The following is a 17,273-nucleotide window of genomic DNA, read 5'->3' as shown; positions in this document are numbered from 1 at the left end:
GAGGAATACATGAACACGATGGTCGAAGTTGCTGACAAGGCTTGGAGCTGGGCTTTTTGCCGGGCGATTCACACTCGCCAGCATGCCAAGGAGCTGTTGCAGGAGGAGAGCGCGCAGGGTACCACCGAGTACGCCATTTTAGTGGGCGTACTTGTGGTGATCGCGATTATTGCCATCGTTGCATTTAAAGGCAAGGTTAAAGAGCTATGGGATGCGATCAGCGAGGGCATCAACAGCCTGTAGAGGGCGAGCGCCCCATCGGGGTGCTGCTGGTGTTTGCTTGCCTGACCGTGGCGATAGCGGCGGTGCTTTGGGGGCTTAACGCCGCGCGGCAGCAGCGTCCTGGGACCGCCTCCGATTTGGGCTCAGATTCGGCGGTGGCGTCTCAAAAAGATGAGATGCGAGATGCGGACGATTCGGATGTCGCTGTCACGGCGCAAACCTTTCTGCGGACGCTCGACAAGCGGTCTGGCACTGCGACGGATTCGCCTGAGGGCAACGCGATTGCGGTCCGGCTTGCATGGTCCGAGGACCGACCGATGACCGAAGCGGCGGCGGATATGCTGCGTGCCTATCGCGAGGTACCCACGGCGCAACTTGCTCTGAGCGGCTATCTCGACATCAAGGGAAACGTGTGGGGCGCCATCGTGCGCGACGGACGCGGCTGGGTCGATATGGTGACAATTGCCGCGGATGCTGGCGATGCTTCGTGTCGTCTGCGCGCCGTGCGCCTGAGCCCGCAGGCAACGGACTCAAAGGAGGGATCGTGAAATGCATGATGTCCTGCGTGAGGAATCTGCCCAGGCGACGGTCGAATACGCCATCGTCACGGTGGCGCTGTTATCGATCGTGCTGGCGATCGCGGGACTTTGGCGTGCCGGCACCGATGGGCGCTTGGCGGCGCTGGTTGAGCGGGCGGCATCTCATGGCGTTGCCTCGACGTCGGTTATCGACGCCGCTGCGGCCGCTAAGGACATCGCGTTGTATTGATGCCGCGCGCGAGGACCGGGCGCAGTCTACGGTCGAGGCCGCTTTTTTGCTGCCGACGTTTCTGACACTCATCCTTCTCGCGCTGCAACCGGTGTGCCTGCTCTATACGCGCGCGGTCATGGAGTCTGCCGCCGCCGAGACCGCGCGGCTCATGACCACGACGACGGCGGAGGACGACGATCTTAAGGAGTTCGCCCGCCGCCGACTTGCCGCAGTGCCCAACGTTTCGATCTTTCATGCCGGCGGGCCGTTGTCGTGGGATATCGAGCTTGGCCGGGCCGGTGCGGGTGGCGTCTCGTCCGTGTCCGTTTCCGGCGAGGTCAAGCCGTTGCCTGTGATCGGTGCGTTTGCGCAGGCTATGGGTGGTACCGCCGAGGGCGGCTACGTTGAGCTCAAGGTCGATGTCTCGTATCAATCGCGTCCCGAATGGCTGGAGGGAGATTATGATTCGTGGATTGCTGCATGGGATTAAGCGTTTCTGGTCTAGACGCGTTTTGACGCACCGTCCGAGCTGCCATCGCAAGCGAGGCGGCTTTATGGGTCGAGCCGGTGTCGATCTGTTTATCGAAGACGGCGCCTATACCACGCTTTCTTCTGCCGTGGTCATCCTAGTGGTGCTCACATTGTTGTTTTCGTCGACCGCGGCGATATGGAGCATGTCGCGTGCCGGGGATACCCAGGTGGCGGCTGATAGTGGCGCGCTGGCGGGTGCCAACGTAGTGTCGTCCTATCACACGGCTGCCACGGTGGTTGATGCGAGCATCTTGAGTCTGGGGCTGGCGGGGTTTGCCACGATCGGGACGGGCCTGGTCGCCATCCTCATCCCGGGTGCCGAGCCGGTTGCCGGCAATATGGTCGACACCGGGATCGAGATCATTAAAACGCGCAACAAGTTTGCCAAAAGCGCATCGGAAGGCTTACAGAAAATCGAGACGGCCCTGCCGTATCTGATCGCCGCGCGTGCCACGCAGGCGGTGTCGGCGCAGGATACCGATAGTGTGACCTATACCGGTACGGCGCTTGCCGTGCCCAGGACATCCGAGTCTGACTTCGCTGCGCTCAAAGGGTCAGAGATCTCGACCGATACCATTAAAGACACATCAGATGATTTAGAGGGTGCGGCCGAGGAGCTGCGGAAGGCTTCTGAGGACACGGCGAAGGCTAAAGAGCGTGCTTGGCTGGCGGATTGTGGTGGGTCTGACAAGGGCTCGGTCGGCAGCTGTTCTTGCATGTGGGAGCGTGCGAAAAGCCTAACGGATCTCTCCGGTGTTCAAAATCCGCATTACTCATCGAGCGTTACGTGGGAGCCCCAAGTTGCCCTTGATCGCGCGAAGGACTACTACCATTGGCGTCTGACAAATGAGAAGCCCCACGGCTCGAGTGTCGAGATGAAGGCAGAGTCTGCGGCGCGTAAGGCGTTTTATACCTATGCGAGCGCGGAGGTCGATCGGGCACATATAACCGAGAACGGAGACAGGGTTTCCTCCTATATTCCGCTGCTGCCGCGCAACTCTGATGAGGTTCGGGCGACGGAGCTCTATACCGATGCGGTGTGGCCGACGAGCGTGAACGATGACAAGGCGTATCTGCATTACGGGACGACCTGCCCTAACTATAAGAAAGGGACGCCGAGCGGATTTGCTTCGGTTGCCGATTACGATGGACAGGATAAATGCAGCAAATGCCATTTTGGCGTTTCGTCGCTTGGTGCTGTTGCGGCGCCTTCAACCTCTATCGAAAACGGCTTCGAGTATCACTTTGACAAGTTTAAAGACGCCCTGGAAGGCTACGTCGAATGCCGCAACAAAGAGCTCGAGCTCGAACGTCAGACCGAAGACGAGACCGACCGTGCGAGCAATGCGTTTGACCAGGCCATCAAAGCGCTTTCGGGCGAGCGTCCGCGTATCGCTCCTCCCGGTCGCAACGGCGTGGTTGCCTTTGCGGTTTCGGGTGCCATCTCGAGCCCCGATGAGCTCAACTCTTCGTTTAACACGGCAGTCAGGCTTGGCGATCGCGGTGCCATCTCTGCCGCGGTGCTGGCGCCCGATGAGGCGACGGCGCAAAACAACGTGCTTTCGCGATTTTTCTCGACATTGAAGGAACGCTCGGGTGGCGTTGCCGGCGTACTCGATGGCGTCATGGATGTCTGGGGACGGCTGCTTGTGGGATACGGAGACATCCAAGGTTCGGCCGACGAACTTATGGACGAGATGATTAAAGGCCTAGGAGGGGGCAGCGGCGCGTTGGGCTCCATCGCATCGTGGCTCGGCGATATCGTTTCGGCGTCCGTGGCGGCGTTGGATCTGGAGCCGTGCGACTTGCGCCTGCGAAAGCCGGTGCTGACTGATTCCGCCAACGTCATTAAGAGCCCGGGGTCTGACATTGCCGGTCTCTCTCAAGCGCAAGACAAGCTGCGAAGTATTCCGTTGGGCGTGACCGATCCCAAGGCGCTTTGCGAAGCGCTGGAATATCAAGTCGAGCGCACCATCAGCGGCACGACGTTCACGCTTGCGGAGATTCCGCTGCCCGGCGGCGGTTCCATCCCACTTACCGTCGATGTCACCACACTGGCGGGTGCCCTGGGCGGTGGGTCGTAATGGGCATCCGCACGCGCCTGTGCGAGGAGTGCGCCCAGGCGACGGTCGAGATGGCCGTGGTCACGCCCGTCCTGCTGGTTCTGGCGCTTATCGTGTACAACGTCATGGTCTTTGCCGGTGCGGTCGCACGCTTCGATCGCGTGGTGCCCGATATCGTGCTAGCACATGCCGTGGCGCCGAGCGGGGAGGGCGATGGCAGCTCCATCGATGCTTCCGCGACCGTTCAGGCTCAGATCCAACATGCCATGGAAGGCTATGACTTGCTGATCGAGGTCTCGAGCGAACAGGGTGCGACGACATCGGATGGCGGTTTGCTTTCGCTTTCCGGCACGTTTAGGACCTACACCTGCACCATGCACTATGAGCCGTGGCCGACTTCTCTCAGCATCGCTGGCGTTCCGCTGGGGGCGCCGACAACGTTGTCGCACGAGCGCGCGGTGACGGTCGATCCATGGCGCCCGGGGGTGGTCATGTGACCGCGGTCTCGTCCTACATCGCCTACGCGCGGGCACTCAATAGGCTGGGTTGGACGCCGGCGGAGTTTGTGGTGGCGGAGTCGTTTGTCGTGCGCCTGCGCGGCATGCTGGGACGGCATCCGGTTGCCGCCAACGGCTTGCCGCTCGTCATGGCGTTTCCACGCTGCTCTTCGGTCCATACGTGTTTTATGGCCTATCCCATCGATATCGCCTTTATCGATGCACGTGGCTATGTCCTCGTATGCTACGAAAACGTACGTCCCTGGCGTATGTGCTCCTGCCCCGGCGCCTGGGCCGTACTAGAGCGTCCTTCAATCATTGTTTCGACCCCTGCTCTCCAACGCGTGCCGGCTTAAGAATTGGCGACAGCGGACTTTCGTCATACGAAATTGGGTAAGATGGAGGAGAAGATGCATGGATGTTGAGATCCATCCCAACGCTAAAAAGCACCTGACGGAAAAGCAGGTGCTTAGCGCTTGGCTTGCGGTTACTGAGTGCATTCGTCGCGAGCCGAAGGGCGAGCCGCTGAGATGGCTTGCGATTGGATGGCTCCCAGACGGACGAAGCGTGGAGCTTGTCGCGGTCGAGCTTGTCCGTGGGGGCTTATCATTCATGCCTTGTCTCCAGTCCAGAAGAAATTTTGGCAGGAGATTGAACGGGCTCGGCAAAGGGGTCGATGATGGGCAAGACGTATACGGCCGCTAATGGTCAGGTTGTAACGGATGAAATGATTGACGCGTGGTGCGAGTCGTACGAGCGCGGAGAGTTTCCGGATGGCGAACACACCGTTGGTGAGATCGTGCATGGACGGCCCCCACTCTCAGGTGAGGGGACGGCAACGCTGTCGGTCAAGATTCCTCTGGGAATGAAGGAGGCCATTCGTCGACGGGCGGCTGCCGAGGGGATGACTCCAAGTGAGTTTGCCCGTGCGGCTCTGAGCGAAAAACTTCTTGCTGCCGGCTGATGCCTCTGACGTGCCGATTTAAAGAACCGAGGCTGTGCTCAAAAACTTTTTTAAAATTCTCGGTTGACCGGAACGCGTCCTTGGTTATACTAATCAAGCCTTGAAACAAGGCACACCTCAAATGGCTGGGTAGCTCAGTTGGTAGAGCAGAGGACTGAAAATCCTCGTGTCAGGGGTTCGATTCCCTTCCCCGCCACCTTGAATTGACTAGGACCTCTGCAAAGGGGTCCTTTTCTTTTATGCAGCTCCCACATGGAATCGAACCCCGTGAGGGCGCGGAGCTGAGTAAACGCGTAAGCGTTTGCCAGCGCAGCTCGCAAGGCGCGTAAGCGCCGCAGCGGTCCGTCCGCGCAGCGCGCGGACGCGATTCCCTTCCCCGCCACCTTGAATTGACTAGGACCTCTGCAAAGGGGTCCTTTTCTTTTATGTAGGGTTCTGCGGAAACTGCGTCCCAGAATAAGGGCTCAGAACGGGACACACTTTCCGGTGCCTGCCTCCGGCGCGCGTACACACCTCGTCGCACCATTCCGAGCCCGCCCGCCCCAGACATTCCTCCCACTTTCGCGTCACTTTACAGACCGTTCGGTCGCCTGTCCGCACACGCGGGTATACTCAAAACGATACTTATCCTATGCAATACGATGCGGGTTCGACCTGCATGATCCGAAGGGGGCAGTGATGGAGAGGATACTCGGCGTTAATCTCTCTGGCTGGTTTATTCCCGAGCCTTGGGTGACCCCGTCGCTGTACGCGGCGACCGGTGCATCCAACGCGGCCGAGCTACAGGAGGCCATGGGTACCGCCGCCTATAACGAGCGCATGCGCCGCCATTACGAGACGTTTGTGAGCGAGGACGATTTTCGTCGCATGGCGCAGATCGGTCTCAATGCCGTGCGTCTGCCGGTGCCCTGGTATGCCTTTGGCTCACAGGAGTCCGATGCCTCCTACATATCGGTTGTCGATTACATCGACCGCGCAATTGAGTGGGCTGCCAAATACGACATCCGCGTGCTGCTCGATCTGGCAACCGTGCCCGGTGGCCAGGGCGATTCCAACGATTCGCCCACCACGCCGGAGGCTGTTGCCGAGTGGCATTCGTCCACCAACGGCCGTCATGTCGCACTCGACGTGCTCGAGCGCTTGGCCGATCGCTATGGCGAGGCCGAGAGCCTGCTGGGCATTGAGCTGCTGGACACGCCGCAGATGAGCGTTCGCAAGAGCCTCTTCACCATGACGGATGGCATTCCCGCTCACTACCTGCGCAATTTCTATCGCGATGCCTACGAGCTCGTCCGTTCGTATATGCCCGAGGATAAGATCGTCGTCTTCTCGTCGTCGGGGCATCCCAGCGAGTGGAAGCATTTTATGCGCGGCGCCAAGTACAAGAACGTCTACATGGACCTTCACCTGTACCATTACCGCGACGAGTATGCGCTCGACATCACGAGCCCCCGCGGGCTGACGACGGCGATTTCGCGTAACAAGCGCGAGCTTAAAGAGGCGATTTCGACTGGGTTCCCCGTGCTGGTGGGCGAATGGTCGGGCGCGGCGATCTTTGCTAACTCGTCGGTTACGCCCGAGGGCCGCAATGCCTACGAGCGCGTGTTTATCGCCAACCAGCTGGCTTCGTTTGCGCCGGCTGCCGGTTGGTTCTTCCAAACGTGGAAGACCGAGAAGCGCATTGCAGCATGGGACGCCCGCGCGGCGCTCGGTACGCTCGAGCGCGGCATGATTGAATAGGTTGATATGACGCAAAACAGCGCCCATACGGGCAAACTCTATGTGGTCGGCACGCCCATCGGCAACCTAGGCGACCTGTCCCCGCGCGTTGGCGAGGCTTTTGCCGCCGCCGATGCCATTTGCTGCGAAGACACGCGTGTGACGTCAAAGCTGCTGATGCACCTGGGTATTTCCAAGCCGCTTGTCCGTTGCGACGAGAATGTGATCGCTAGCCGTGCTGCCGGCCTGGTCGACCGTCTGCTGGCGGGGGAGACCCTCGCCTTTGCCTCGGACGCCGGCATGCCGAGCGTGTCCGATCCCGGCCAGGCGCTGGTCGAGGCGGCGCGTGAGGCCGATGTGCCTGTCGAAGTTATTCCCGGACCCTCTGCTTGCGTCACGGCACTCGTTTCGTCCGGCATTCCCTGCGAGCATTTTTTCTTCGAGGGCTTTTTGGGCCGAAAGCACGGCGACCGTGTGCGCCGTTTGCAGCGCCTTGCCGTGGTGCCCGGCGCACTCATCTTCTACGAGTCTCCACATCGCATCGTGGCGACGCTCGAGGCCGTGGCGGAGGTCTTTCCCCAGCGTGAGCTTGCCGTCTGCCGCGAACTCACCAAGCTGCACGAGGAGGTCTTGCGCGGGCTCGCTGACCAGCTTGCCGAGGAGCTGCGTGCTCGCGGCGAGGTAAAGGGCGAGATTGCGCTGGTCATCGCGCCGCCGAGCGAGGACGAGGAGGCCGGCATCGCGCCGGTTGGCGCTGCGGTAGCGGATCCCGACGATGCCCTGCGCGAGGATATCCGCACCGCGCTCGAGGAGGGGGAGCCCGCCTCTGCGGTGGCCAAGCGCCTGTCTCAGAAGTATTCGCGCCGCAAGCGCGATGTCTATGCCATGGTGCTCGATATGCAATAGATGGAGGATATCCAGCCCTTGCGCTAGAATCATCCCCTGTATGCAACGTTTTTCTGGAGGACAAACCCCATGGATCAAAGCAAGCCTTCGTTCTTTATCACGACGCCCATCTACTACGTCAACGCCGATCCGCACCTGGGCACGGCTTATTCCACCATCATCGCCGACGTTCAGGCTCGCTATCGCCGCTCCGCCGGCTATAACGTCAAGTTCCTGACCGGCATGGACGAGCACGGCGAGAAGGTCGCCGAGGCCGCAGCCAAGCATGGCATGACGCCGCAGGAGTGGACCGACAGCCAGGCTCCGCACTTCAAGGAGCTTTGGAGCAAGCTCGAGATCTCCAACGACGACTTCATCCGCACCACCGAGCCGCGCCAGCATCATGCCGTGCAGTACCTGTGGGAGCGCATGAAGGAGTCCGGCTATCTGTATAAGGGCAGCTACGACGGTTGGTATTGCGTGCCTGACGAGACCTACTTCACCGATACGCAGGTCCAGAAGGGCGACGAGGAGTACGGCAGCGTCGGCCAGCATCTATGCCCCGACTGCCACCGTCCGCTTGAGCGCGTCCAGGAGGAGTCCTACTTCTTTAAGCTTTCCGCCTTCCAGGACAAGCTTCTCAAGCTCTATGACGAGCACCCCGACTTTGTCGAGCCTGCGTTCCGCATGAACGAGGTTCGCAGCTTTGTCGAGGGCGGCCTCAACGACCTTTCCGTGAGTCGCACGAGCTTTGACTGGGGCATCCAGGTTCCGTTTGACGAGGGCCATGTGACCTATGTATGGTTTGACGCGCTGCTCAACTATATGACGGCCGTCGGCTACGGTGTCGACACCGACGAGGCGCGTGCCGAGCTGGCCTATCGCTGGCCCGCGCAGTTCCACATCGTGGGTAAGGACATCATCCGCTTCCACTGCGTCATTTGGCCCGCCATGCTCATGGCCATCGGCGAGGCCCTGCCCGAGCACGTCTTTGCCCACGGCTTCCTGACCGTGCGCAATGCCGAGACCGGCAAGGCCGAGAAGATGTCCAAGAGCCGCGGTAACGCCATCGCTCCGCAGGATGTTATCGACATGCTGGGCGTCGAGGGCTATCGCTACTACTTTATGACCGATGTCGTTCCCGGTACCGACGGCGCCATCAGCTTCGATCGCATGGAGCAGGTCTACAACGCCGACCTGGCCAACAGCTGGGGCAACCTTATCTCGCGTTCGCTCAACATGAGCGGCAAGTACTTTGACGGTTGCGCGCCCGCCAAGCCCGCATCGTTCGATGCGTTCGACAACCCGCTGGCAAAGATCGCCGATGGCCTGGTCGACCGCTACATGGCCAAGATGGACGTGCTCGATTACGGCGGAGCCAAGGATGAGGTCATGGAGCTCATCCACGCCGCCAACCACTACATCGAGGACTCCGAGCCCTGGGCACTTGCCAAGGACGAGGCCAAGGCTGACGAGCTGGCGTTTGTGATCTACAACCTGCTCGAGGCCATCCGCATTGCCGCTCACCTGCTGATGCCGCTCATGCCTCAGACCTCTGCCGAGGCCCTGCGCCGCCTGTCCTGCGAGAACGAGGCCGCGACCGACGACCTCAAGGGCATTTGCGCTTGGGGCCTGCTTGCTGGTGGTCAGCCCGTCGAGAAGGGCGATCCGCTGTTCCCGCGTCTGGCGTAGAGACCGCGCGAGCGCCATATCGGCAATTTGCTGTTTAGATGTAAGGGCATGGCCGCAACGGTCCATGCCCTTTCGTTTCAAGACGCCGCCATCATGCTAAGGAGGCAACTATGACAACTTCGCCTTTGGCAAACCCCACGGCAACAAGGGAGCTGCTGGAGGAGTTTGGCCTTGCGACCAAGCATCGCCTGGGCCAGAACTTTCTAATCGACAATCATGTGATCGAGCGTATCTGCGAGCTTGCCGAGCTTGCAGGTGACGAGCGCGTACTCGAGGTGGGTCCGGGTTGCGGTACGTTGACACTTGCGTTGCTGCAGGAAGCGGCGTGCGTTACGTCCATTGAGGCCGATCCTGAGCTCGAACCGGTGCTCGACGCCCACGCCGCCGACTATGCCAACTTCCGCTTTATCATGGGCGACGCGCTTAAGGTGGGCCCGGAGCAGATTGAGCAGGCTGCGGGCGGTGAGCCGACGGTATTTGTCGCGAACTTGCCCTATAACGTGGCGGCGACGATCATTTTGCAATTTTTCCAGACGATGCCGGCGCTCAAGCGCGCCGTCGTCATGGTGCAAAAGGAGGTTGCCGATCGCATTGCCGCAGTGCCGGGCAACAAGACCTATGGCGGCTATACGGCAAAGCTTGGCCTGTATGCGCAGGTAACGGGTCGCTTTGAGGTGCCGCCGCGTTGCTTTATGCCGGCGCCACACGTGGACTCGGCCGTCGTGCGTATCGACCGTGTTGACGGTGTGGTGCCCGAAGGACTCGATCGCGAATTTGTGGCCCGCGTGATTGATGCTGCATTTGCTCAGCGTCGCAAGACCATCCGCAATTCCATGAGCGCCAACGGCTTTGCCAAGGACGTGCTCGATGCCGCCTTTGAGGCTTGCGGTATCGCACCCACCACGCGCGCCGAGACGCTCGATGTTGCCGACTTTGTCCGTCTGGCCCGGGAGCTTTCCCATGACGCTTAATGCCGAACGCGTGACGTTTACCAAAAAAAAGAAGACGGTTGCTTGTCCCGTGCCCTTAGCACCGCTTGCCGACACACATGCGCATCTGCTTTCGTTCTGGGGCAAGGATGTGCCCGAGACACTCGTGCGTGCCAAGGCGGCAGGCATCGACCTGTTGGTGACGGTCTTCGATCCCATTGCCGATAAGCGCAGCGTGACGGACTATAGCGACTGGCTCGTGCGCGAGATTCTGCCGATGCAGGATATCCCGCAGATCAAGTATCTTGCCGGCGTGCATCCGTATGGCGCGCCGGACTATACCGACGACGTTCACGCACAGGTTGTTGCTGCGCTTGATGACCCTTTGTGCGCCGGTATTGGCGAAATCGGTCTGGACTACCACATGGACTATGACGACGATATCGCGCCGGCGCCCCACAGCGTGCAGATTGATTGCATGGCACGTCAGCTCGAAGTCGCCATGCGCTGCAATGTGCCGGTGGAGTTGCACCTGCGGCACGAGGACTCGGATGGGGAGCGCACCTCGCATATGGATGCGTACAACGTGCTTCGTGAGGTGGGCGTGCCCCAGGTCGGTTGTGTGCTGCACTGCTTTGGCGAGGACCGCGCCACGATGGAGCGCTTTGTGGAGCTGGGCTGCTATATCGCCTATGGTGGTGCGGCCACCTTTAAGCGCAACGAAGACGTGCGCGAGGCATTTGCGGCAACCCCACTCGATCGAATTTTGTTCGAGACGGATTGCCCGTATATGGCTCCGGAGCCCATCCGCGGTCTTGAATGCGAGCCCGCAATGATCTCCATTACGGCAAACGCGCTGGTTAACGACCGTGTCGATCGCACTGGTGAGGACGCCGAAACAATCGCGCATGCCGCTTGGGAAAATGCCTGCAAACTTTTTCAAAAATAGTTCTTGCGTTCGCGGTGACGCTCCGTTATTCTAATTCCTGCACGCGGGCGTGGCGGAATTGGCAGACGCGTACGGTTCAGGTCCGTATGGGGGCAACCCCATGAAGGTTCAAGTCCTTTCGCCCGCACCATTAAATGAAAGAGCTCCCAGCAATGGGAGCTTTTTTGTTATGTGCTCATCGCAGGGACTTGAACCTGTGAAGGAGCGAGCGTAAAGAAAACGCGGAGCGTTTTTAGCGAGCTGGCGAGGACGCCGGCAGGCGGCCGAGGCCGGTGCGGATCCGCGAAGCGGATACGCGGACGTCCTTTCGCCCGCACCATGGATTGAAAGAGCTCCCAGCAATGGGAGCTTTTTTGTTATGCACGATCTCCTTGGACGGGTATCCTAATGCCAACGTGTGCCTATCAGAGGAGAGACCATGCTGTTTTCCGGTATCATCGCCGCCCTTACCAGCCTTTTGATTCCCATCATCATCCTGTTGTTGCTGCTCCCCAACGCCTGCTACGTCGTTGAGCAGCAGCACGCTGTGATCATCGAGCGCTTGGGTAAGTTCAATCGTATCGTCAACGCGGGCTTCCACGTGAAGGTGCCCGTGATCGACCGCAAGGCCGCCACGGTGAGTCTGCGCACCATGAAAAATGGTTTTGGCATCGACGTTAAGACCCAGGACAACGTGACCATTGGCCTTGAGGTCTCCGCTCAGTACCACGTGAGCTATGACATGGGCGCCGGCCCGGCAGATTCGGGCATCTACAAGAGCTACTATATGCTGCAGGAGCCCGTCGACCAGATGCGCGACTTCATCACCGACGCCCTGCGCTCCTCCATCCCCGTCTACACACTCGATGAGGTCTTTGCCAAGAAGGATGACATCGCCAAGGATGTCAACGCTACCGTTTCCGAGCAGATGGCCGCCTACGGCTTCACCCTCGTGTCGACGCTCATCACCAAAATCGCACTGCCGACCGAGGTTGAGAACTCCATGAACGACATCAACGCCGCCCAGCGCAAGCGCGCTGCGGCACAGGAGCTCGCCGAGGCCGATCGCATCAAGCGCGTCACCGAGGCGACCGCCGAGGCCGAGGCTATGGAAAAGGCGGGCGAGGGCATCGCCAACCAGCGCAAGGCCATCGCGCTGGGTATCAAAGATTCGCTCGAGATCATCCAGGAGACGGGTGTCGGCAATGACGAGGCCAACCAACTGTTCATGTTTACGCAGTGGTCCGAGATGATGACGGAGTTCGCTCGCACGGGCAAAACCTCGACGGTCGTGCTGCCGAGTGATTTCTCGCAGTCGGCCTCGATGTTCGAGCAGATGCTGACCGCCGACAAAGTTCAGAACGAGTCGAAGGAGTAGACGCGCGTGAAATATACCGTTGTTTGCGTTGGCAAGCTCAAAGAGCGCTTTTGGAAGGACGCGTGCGCTGAGTACACCAAGCGTCTAGGCGCCTATGCCAAGGTGGATATACGCGAGGTTGCCGATATCGATCCGGCCAAGGCGGGCGGCGTGGATGCCGCGCGCGACAAGGAGGGGGCGGCGATTCTTGCTGCCCTGCCGCCTCGAGCGCATGTGATCTTGCTGGCCATTGAGGGCAAAGAGCGCTCGAGCGAGGAGCTTTCGGCGCGGCTCGATGATCTTATGCTACGTGGTAACAGCGACATCGCCTTTGTGATTGGCGGATCGGACGGCGTGAGCGATGACGTGCGCGCACGAGCCGACGAGATGCTCAGCTTTGGACGCATTACCTTGCCGCATAACTTGGCGCGCGTGGTGCTGCTGGAACAAATCTACCGCGCCTGCAAGATCAGCCGTGACGAGCCGTATCACAAATAGGTCGGCAATACGAAACAATGCCGTGGGACAATAGCCTTCGTTTTGAAGAGCGTGTCTGAGAGGACTATGGGATATGAAGATTGGATTTGTCGGTTTTGGCAATATGGCGAGCGCTATGGCCGATGGCTGGATCGCCGCCGGTGTGGTTGCGAGCGATATGTGCGCCTGCGCGGGTCGCTACGACGCCTTGGTTGAGCGTTGCGAAGCGCGTGGGATGGTCGCCTGTCGCGATGCGGCAGAGGTTGTCGCCGCATCCGATATCGTGGTTGCTGCGGTCAAGCCATACATGATTGAGAAGGTCTTCGCTCCGCTCAAAGAAACCCTTGCCGATAAGGTTGTCCTTTCGGTCGCCTGGACTTGGGATAGCGCCAAGTGGGAGCAGGTCCTGCCGGGTGTCGCACATATTTCGACGGTGCCCAACACACCGGTTTCGGTGGGCGAGGGCGTTATCGCCTGCGAGAAGTCCTCTACGCTCAGCGACGAGCAACGTGCTGTTGTGCTCGACCTGCTCGGTAAGCTTGGCACCGTCGTCGAGCTCGACACGAGCCTGCTGTTTGTGGGCGGTACCGTGGGCGGTTGCGCACCGGCATTTGTCGCCATGGCGATTGAGGCCCTGGGCGACGCGGCCGTCAAGCACGGTATCCCGCGCGCCGATGCCTATCGCATTGTGAGCCAGATGGTGCTGGGCACGGCAAAGCTGCAGCTTGCAACCGGTCAGCATCCTGCGGCGATGAAGGATGCCGTATGCTCGCCCGGCGGTGCCACCATCAAGGGCGTCGTCGCGCTCGAGGGCGCCGGCATGCGCAGCGCCCTGGTCAAGGCCATCGACGCCACCCTCCAGTAAAACCTGCTTTTTAAGGACAGGTTTATTTTGGCAGGTTTTTCCTGCGGTTTTGTATCTTGAGCAAAAAGCGCCCCGCAACTGGCTCAATTCCAGTTGCGGGGCGCTTGCGTTTGACCAGATAAAACCGACCAAAATAAACTTGTCCCTAAATGGCAGGTTAGTCCCAGAAGCTGTCTTCTTCGTCCTCGGACTTGGGGCCGCGGTCGACGTACATCTTATGGGTGCGCTTCTCCATTACAAAGGCAAGAATCGCAAACAGCAGGATGCCGCCGGCGAAAAGGATGGCAAAACCGGTGCGGGTGCCAAACAAAAAGGAAAAAACTGCGTCCATTGGGTGCCTTCTTGCGTAGTTGGGTTGGGTCGTAAACGCTCATAAGTATATACTTGCCCATACATGTACAAGGTTGCAACCTAAATGGAATGTATATCGCCGGAGGATCTAATGCTTGATATCAAGTTTGTTCGCGAGAACCCCGATGCCATCGATGTCGCCATGGCTAACCGCCAGACGTCTTGGGATCGCGAGAAGTTCTTTGAGCTCGACGACGAGCGTCGTGCCGTCATCACCGAGGTCGAGGAACTTCAAGCCACGCGCAATGCCGAGTCCAAGAAGATCGGCGCCCTGATGAAGGAGGGCAAGAAGGACGAGGCCGAGGCCGCCAAAGAGGCCGTGCGCGCCGTCAACGAGAAGATTGACGGTCTGGCCGAGCGCCGCACCGCCCTCGAGCAGGAGCAGTACGACTTCATGGCTCACCTGCCCAACATTCCTTGCGAGGCCACGCCGTACGGCAAGGACGAGGACGAGAACATCGAGCGCCGTCGTTGGGGCACCCCGCGCGAGTTCGACTTCGACTTTAAGCCGCACTGGGATCTGGGCACCGACCTCGACATCCTTGACTTCGAGCGCGGCAACAAGCTCTCCGGCAGCCGCTTCACCGTTCTCGGTGGCGCCGGCGCCCGTCTTGAGCGCGCCCTCATCAACTTCTTCCTCGATACGCACACCAGCCGTGGTTTTAAGGAGTGGTGGCCGCCCATCGTCGTCAAGCGTCAGACCATGTTCGGCACGGGCCAGCTGCCCAAGTTCGAGGACGACGCCTATCACGTCTCGGGCGACAACTTCCTGATCCCCACCGCCGAGGTCGTGCTCACCAACCTGCACGCCGGTGAGGTCCTCGACGCCGATACCCTGCCGCGCCGCTACACCGCCTTCACCCCCTGCTTCCGCGAGGAGGCCGGCTCCGCTGGTCGCGATACCCGCGGCATCATTCGCCAGCACGAGTTCGACAAGGTCGAGATGGTCAAGTTTGCCAAGCCGGAGGAGTCCGACGAGGAGCTCGAGAGCATGACCGCCGAGGCCGAGTTCCTGCTGCAGCAGCTGGGTCTTCCGTATCGCGTGATTAGCCTGTGCACCGGCGACCTGGGCTTCTCTGCCCGTCAGACCTACGACGTCGAGGTCTGGCTGCCGAGCTACAACGCCTACAAGGAGATCAGCTCCTGCTCCAACTGCGGTGACTTCCAGGCCCGTCGCGCCAACATCAAGTATCGCGACCCCGAGAACTTCAAGGGTTCGCGCTATCTGCACACCCTCAACGGTTCCGGTCTGCCGGCTGGCCGTACCATGGCAGCCATTCTGGAGAACTACCAGAACGCTGACGGCACCATCACGATCCCCGAGGTTCTGCGCCCCTACATGGGCGGCCTCGAGAAGATCGAGCCGGTCGCGTAGATTGGCTGCATAAGCGATTTGCTAGGGCACTCCTTTTTGGGGTGCCCTTTTTGTGTGCGGCCATACCATGCTGTGCGGACAGCTCAATAGAAAACACACGAACAACTGTTCTGTATACAGCCATCTACCTGTTATGCTTTTGCTAAATAAGAGCGAGAGAAAGGGGACGCGATGGAGCTGTTTGATGATCGGGTGGTTTTGTTTGAGAGCGACGAGGGCGGGGAGTACCTGCTTGTGACGTGTGAGCCGTCTGGCATGGGTGGCCTGGTGGTTCGACAGACGAGCGAGGGTCCGTTGACCCAATGGTGCTACGAGGAGTCGCCGCATGTGGTTGAGACGTTTGTGGCGCACGAGGGGCTTGTGGCCCTGGAGCATTTCTATGGGGTCCGGACATCTAACCAGGTTGCTCGCATGTTGAGTATCTCGTTTGCCGATTATGATTGTGCCCAGCGGGTGAGATCGCTCCTGAGGGAACTTGATGCTAAGTTTGACGTGATCGAAAAGCCAATCGATCGTACGGGGAACGACGGTATATGCGGAGCAGCATGACAAAACTGCGTTCCACAAAAAAGTTTGAGATTGCGCTTGACTCCAATAAGCTAAAGTGGTTTTATATGTTTTGCGCTGCGGCGTTACCTCAGCTGGATAGAGGGTCTGACTACGAATCAGAACGTCATAGGTTCGAATCCTATACGCCGCACCAATTGAAATTGAAAGCCTCCGGCAACGGGGGCTTTTCTTTTATGCTGCCACCGCATGGATTCGAACCTCGGTCGAGGCGCGGGCGTCAAGAAAACGCGGAGCGTTTTAGCCCGCGGGCGAGCGCGCCGGCAGGCGGGCGAAGCCGGTGCGGATCCGCGCAGCGGATGCGCGGAATCCTATACGCCGCACCAATTGAAATTGAAAGCCTCCGGCAACGGGGGCTTTTCTTTTATGGCAACACCGCATGGATTCGAACCTCGATCGAGGCACGAACAACTTAATTATCACTCCGTAAAATTTTTTCTAATTGTCGCTTGACCCATCGGGGGCTCGCGTGCATAATAATCCGTGCGTTGCGGCGTTACCTCAGCTGGATAGAGGGTCTGACTACGAATCAGAACGTCATAGGTTCGAATCCTATACGCCGCACCAACTGAACTTTAAAGCCTCCGGTAACGGAGGCTTTTCTTATATATCGACATACTTGAGGAGTTGCTTTCGCCGTGTTTGAAAGTATCGAGTCGATCGACTGCATCAAATGATTAAAAATCAAATTCGATAACTTTTTTTGAAAAACGCTTGACGATTATTCAGTCCATGTGCATAATAATCAACAAGTCGCGGCGTTACCTCAGCTGGATAGAGGGTCTGACTACGAATCAGAACGTCATAGGTTCGAATCCTATACGCCGCACCAATTGAACTTGAAGCCTCCGGCAACGGAGGCTTTTCTTTTACGCCGGCATCCCATGGATTCGAACCTCGGTCGAGGCGCGAGCGTAAAGCGGACGCGGAGCGTCCGTAGCGAGCGGGCGAGCACGCCGGCAGGCGGGCGAAGCCGGCGCGGATCCGCGAAGCGGATGCGCGGAATCCTATACGCCGCACCATTTGAGATTAAAGCTCCCGGCAACGGGGGCTTTTCTTTTACGTAAACACCGCATGGATTCGAACCTCGGTCGAGGCGCG

20 protein-coding genes and 5 tRNA genes are annotated in these 17,273 nt (G+C 59.4%); 24 read left to right on the top strand and 1 reads right to left on the bottom strand.

Annotated features, from left to right (window positions below; genetic code table 11):
- Positions 1–9: 9 nt before the first annotated feature.
- The 19 genes from AAAT03_RS03180 (at position 10) to proC (ending at position 13,879) form a co-directional block, all read left to right on the top strand.
- Positions 10–243, top strand: a complete 234-nt coding sequence (locus tag AAAT03_RS03180; protein WP_117583818.1) for a hypothetical protein — start codon at positions 10–12, stop codon at positions 241–243.
- Positions 207–770, top strand: a complete 564-nt coding sequence (locus AAAT03_RS03175) for a hypothetical protein (RefSeq protein WP_271743111.1) — start codon at positions 207–209, stop codon at positions 768–770. Before AAAT03_RS03180 ends, AAAT03_RS03175 begins: the two co-directional genes overlap by 37 nt.
- A gap of 1 nt (position 771) precedes the next feature.
- Positions 772–990 carry a hypothetical protein gene (locus tag AAAT03_RS03170; RefSeq protein ID WP_117563704.1) on the top strand — a complete coding sequence of 73 codons (219 nt, stop codon included), beginning with the start codon at positions 772–774 and terminating at the stop codon, positions 988–990.
- The gene (locus AAAT03_RS03165) at positions 926–1,462 is read left to right on the top strand and encodes a TadE family protein (RefSeq protein ID WP_117839813.1); all 537 of its coding nucleotides are present in this window, start codon (positions 926–928) and stop codon (positions 1,460–1,462) included. Before AAAT03_RS03170 ends, AAAT03_RS03165 begins: the two co-directional genes overlap by 65 nt.
- 64 nt (positions 1,463–1,526) lie before the next feature.
- Positions 1,527–3,587 carry a hypothetical protein gene (locus AAAT03_RS03160; RefSeq protein WP_349102574.1) on the top strand — a complete coding sequence of 687 codons (2,061 nt, stop codon included), beginning with the start codon at positions 1,527–1,529 and terminating at the stop codon, positions 3,585–3,587.
- A complete protein-coding gene (locus AAAT03_RS03155) occupies positions 3,587–4,063 on the top strand; it encodes a hypothetical protein (protein ID WP_117773223.1) in 477 nt (158 codons plus the stop codon). Before AAAT03_RS03160 ends, AAAT03_RS03155 begins: the two co-directional genes overlap by 1 nt.
- Positions 4,060–4,419, top strand: coding sequence for a DUF192 domain-containing protein (locus AAAT03_RS03150; protein ID WP_231500755.1), 360 nt, complete (start codon positions 4,060–4,062; stop codon positions 4,417–4,419). The genes AAAT03_RS03155 and AAAT03_RS03150 overlap by 4 nt, the downstream gene beginning before the upstream one ends.
- A 58-nt stretch (positions 4,420–4,477) precedes the next feature.
- Positions 4,478–4,768, top strand: coding sequence for a hypothetical protein (locus tag AAAT03_RS03145; RefSeq protein WP_117773219.1), 291 nt, complete (start codon positions 4,478–4,480; stop codon positions 4,766–4,768).
- The gene (locus AAAT03_RS03140) at positions 4,743–5,027 is read left to right on the top strand and encodes a hypothetical protein (protein ID WP_349102573.1); all 285 of its coding nucleotides are present in this window, start codon (positions 4,743–4,745) and stop codon (positions 5,025–5,027) included. The genes AAAT03_RS03145 and AAAT03_RS03140 overlap by 26 nt, the downstream gene beginning before the upstream one ends.
- A gap of 123 nt (positions 5,028–5,150) precedes the next feature.
- Positions 5,151–5,223 (top strand) — tRNA-Phe (locus AAAT03_RS03135).
- 482 nt (positions 5,224–5,705) lie between these two features.
- The gene (locus AAAT03_RS03130; protein ID WP_055309641.1) at positions 5,706–6,767 is read left to right on the top strand and encodes a cellulase family glycosylhydrolase; all 1,062 of its coding nucleotides are present in this window, start codon (positions 5,706–5,708) and stop codon (positions 6,765–6,767) included.
- A gap of 6 nt (positions 6,768–6,773) precedes the next feature.
- Positions 6,774–7,652, top strand: a complete 879-nt coding sequence (rsmI, locus tag AAAT03_RS03125) for a 16S rRNA (cytidine(1402)-2'-O)-methyltransferase (RefSeq protein ID WP_117773215.1) — start codon at positions 6,774–6,776, stop codon at positions 7,650–7,652.
- 69 nt (positions 7,653–7,721) lie between these two features.
- Positions 7,722–9,323 (top strand): methionine--tRNA ligase, encoded by a 1,602-nt coding sequence (gene metG / locus AAAT03_RS03120; RefSeq protein ID WP_089572678.1) that lies wholly within the window; start codon positions 7,722–7,724, stop codon positions 9,321–9,323.
- Between the two features lie 110 nt (positions 9,324–9,433).
- The gene (gene rsmA / locus AAAT03_RS03115; RefSeq protein WP_117628985.1) at positions 9,434–10,294 is read left to right on the top strand and encodes a 16S rRNA (adenine(1518)-N(6)/adenine(1519)-N(6))-dimethyltransferase RsmA; all 861 of its coding nucleotides are present in this window, start codon (positions 9,434–9,436) and stop codon (positions 10,292–10,294) included.
- Positions 10,284–11,201, top strand: a complete 918-nt coding sequence (locus AAAT03_RS03110; protein WP_117773213.1) for a TatD family hydrolase — start codon at positions 10,284–10,286, stop codon at positions 11,199–11,201. Before rsmA ends, AAAT03_RS03110 begins: the two co-directional genes overlap by 11 nt.
- Before the next feature lie 43 nt (positions 11,202–11,244).
- Positions 11,245–11,331: transfer RNA gene (locus AAAT03_RS03105), tRNA-Leu, on the top strand.
- 288 nt (positions 11,332–11,619) lie between these two features.
- Complete coding sequence (locus AAAT03_RS03100; protein ID WP_349102572.1) at positions 11,620–12,558, top strand: SPFH domain-containing protein; 939 nt, start codon at positions 11,620–11,622, stop codon at positions 12,556–12,558.
- Positions 12,559–12,564: 6 nt separating this feature from the next.
- The gene (gene rlmH / locus AAAT03_RS03095) at positions 12,565–13,035 is read left to right on the top strand and encodes a 23S rRNA (pseudouridine(1915)-N(3))-methyltransferase RlmH (protein ID WP_349102571.1); all 471 of its coding nucleotides are present in this window, start codon (positions 12,565–12,567) and stop codon (positions 13,033–13,035) included.
- A 73-nt stretch (positions 13,036–13,108) separates the two neighbouring features.
- Entirely contained in the window at positions 13,109–13,879 is a 771-nt protein-coding gene (proC, locus tag AAAT03_RS03090; protein WP_349102570.1) for a pyrroline-5-carboxylate reductase, read from the top strand.
- A 157-nt stretch (positions 13,880–14,036) separates the two neighbouring features.
- On the opposite strand, the gene AAAT03_RS03085 is transcribed toward proC, so the two are convergent.
- Positions 14,037–14,210 carry a DUF6724 family protein gene (locus tag AAAT03_RS03085; RefSeq protein ID WP_006235069.1) on the bottom strand — a complete coding sequence of 58 codons (174 nt, stop codon included), beginning with the start codon at positions 14,208–14,210 and terminating at the stop codon, positions 14,037–14,039.
- A 111-nt stretch (positions 14,211–14,321) separates the two neighbouring features.
- On the opposite strand from AAAT03_RS03085, the gene serS reads away from it, so the two are divergent.
- From serS to AAAT03_RS03060, 5 genes are all read left to right on the top strand, one after another.
- Entirely contained in the window at positions 14,322–15,605 is a 1,284-nt protein-coding gene (serS, locus tag AAAT03_RS03080; protein WP_117637377.1) for a serine--tRNA ligase, read from the top strand.
- A gap of 171 nt (positions 15,606–15,776) precedes the next feature.
- Positions 15,777–16,154, top strand: a complete 378-nt coding sequence (locus AAAT03_RS03075) for a hypothetical protein (RefSeq protein WP_117583806.1) — start codon at positions 15,777–15,779, stop codon at positions 16,152–16,154.
- Positions 16,155–16,231: 77 nt separating this feature from the next.
- A tRNA-Arg gene (locus tag AAAT03_RS03070) sits at positions 16,232–16,308 on the top strand.
- Positions 16,309–16,662: 354 nt separating this feature from the next.
- Positions 16,663–16,739: transfer RNA gene (locus tag AAAT03_RS03065), tRNA-Arg, on the top strand.
- A 188-nt stretch (positions 16,740–16,927) separates the two neighbouring features.
- Positions 16,928–17,004, top strand: a tRNA-Arg gene (locus AAAT03_RS03060).
- Positions 17,005–17,273 lie beyond the last annotated feature (269 nt).

The organism is Collinsella sp. CLA-AA-H167 (assembly GCF_040095305.1).
Lineage (GTDB): Bacteria > Actinomycetota > Coriobacteriia > Coriobacteriales > Coriobacteriaceae > Collinsella.
This window is presented reverse-complemented; position numbering and strand designations above follow the sequence as displayed.

Excerpts from the sequence above, each read along its gene's own strand:
- AAAT03_RS03180 (WP_117583818.1), top strand. The coding sequence starts at position 10 with ATGAACACGATGGTCGAAGTTGCTGACAAGGCTTGGAGCTGGGCTTTT.
- AAAT03_RS03175 (WP_271743111.1), top strand. The coding sequence starts at position 207 with ATGGGATGCGATCAGCGAGGGCATCAACAGCCTGTAGAGGGCGAGCGC.
- AAAT03_RS03170 (WP_117563704.1), top strand. The coding sequence starts at position 772 with ATGCATGATGTCCTGCGTGAGGAATCTGCCCAGGCGACGGTCGAATAC.
- AAAT03_RS03165 (WP_117839813.1), top strand. The coding sequence starts at position 926 with ATGGCGTTGCCTCGACGTCGGTTATCGACGCCGCTGCGGCCGCTAAGG.
- AAAT03_RS03160 (WP_349102574.1), top strand. The coding sequence starts at position 1,527 with ATGGGTCGAGCCGGTGTCGATCTGTTTATCGAAGACGGCGCCTATACC.
- AAAT03_RS03155 (WP_117773223.1), top strand. The coding sequence starts at position 3,587 with ATGGGCATCCGCACGCGCCTGTGCGAGGAGTGCGCCCAGGCGACGGTC.
- AAAT03_RS03145 (WP_117773219.1), top strand. The coding sequence starts at position 4,478 with ATGGATGTTGAGATCCATCCCAACGCTAAAAAGCACCTGACGGAAAAG.
- AAAT03_RS03140 (WP_349102573.1), top strand. The coding sequence starts at position 4,743 with ATGGGCAAGACGTATACGGCCGCTAATGGTCAGGTTGTAACGGATGAA.
- AAAT03_RS03130 (WP_055309641.1), top strand. The coding sequence starts at position 5,706 with ATGGAGAGGATACTCGGCGTTAATCTCTCTGGCTGGTTTATTCCCGAG.
- rsmI (WP_117773215.1), top strand. The coding sequence starts at position 6,774 with ATGACGCAAAACAGCGCCCATACGGGCAAACTCTATGTGGTCGGCACG.
- metG (WP_089572678.1), top strand. The coding sequence starts at position 7,722 with ATGGATCAAAGCAAGCCTTCGTTCTTTATCACGACGCCCATCTACTAC.
- rsmA (WP_117628985.1), top strand. The coding sequence starts at position 9,434 with ATGACAACTTCGCCTTTGGCAAACCCCACGGCAACAAGGGAGCTGCTG.
- AAAT03_RS03110 (WP_117773213.1), top strand. The coding sequence starts at position 10,284 with ATGACGCTTAATGCCGAACGCGTGACGTTTACCAAAAAAAAGAAGACG.
- AAAT03_RS03100 (WP_349102572.1), top strand. The coding sequence starts at position 11,620 with ATGCTGTTTTCCGGTATCATCGCCGCCCTTACCAGCCTTTTGATTCCC.
- proC (WP_349102570.1), top strand. The coding sequence starts at position 13,109 with ATGAAGATTGGATTTGTCGGTTTTGGCAATATGGCGAGCGCTATGGCC.
- AAAT03_RS03085 (WP_006235069.1), bottom strand. The coding sequence starts at position 14,210 with ATGGACGCAGTTTTTTCCTTTTTGTTTGGCACCCGCACCGGTTTTGCC.
- serS (WP_117637377.1), top strand. The coding sequence starts at position 14,322 with ATGCTTGATATCAAGTTTGTTCGCGAGAACCCCGATGCCATCGATGTC.
- AAAT03_RS03075 (WP_117583806.1), top strand. The coding sequence starts at position 15,777 with ATGGAGCTGTTTGATGATCGGGTGGTTTTGTTTGAGAGCGACGAGGGC.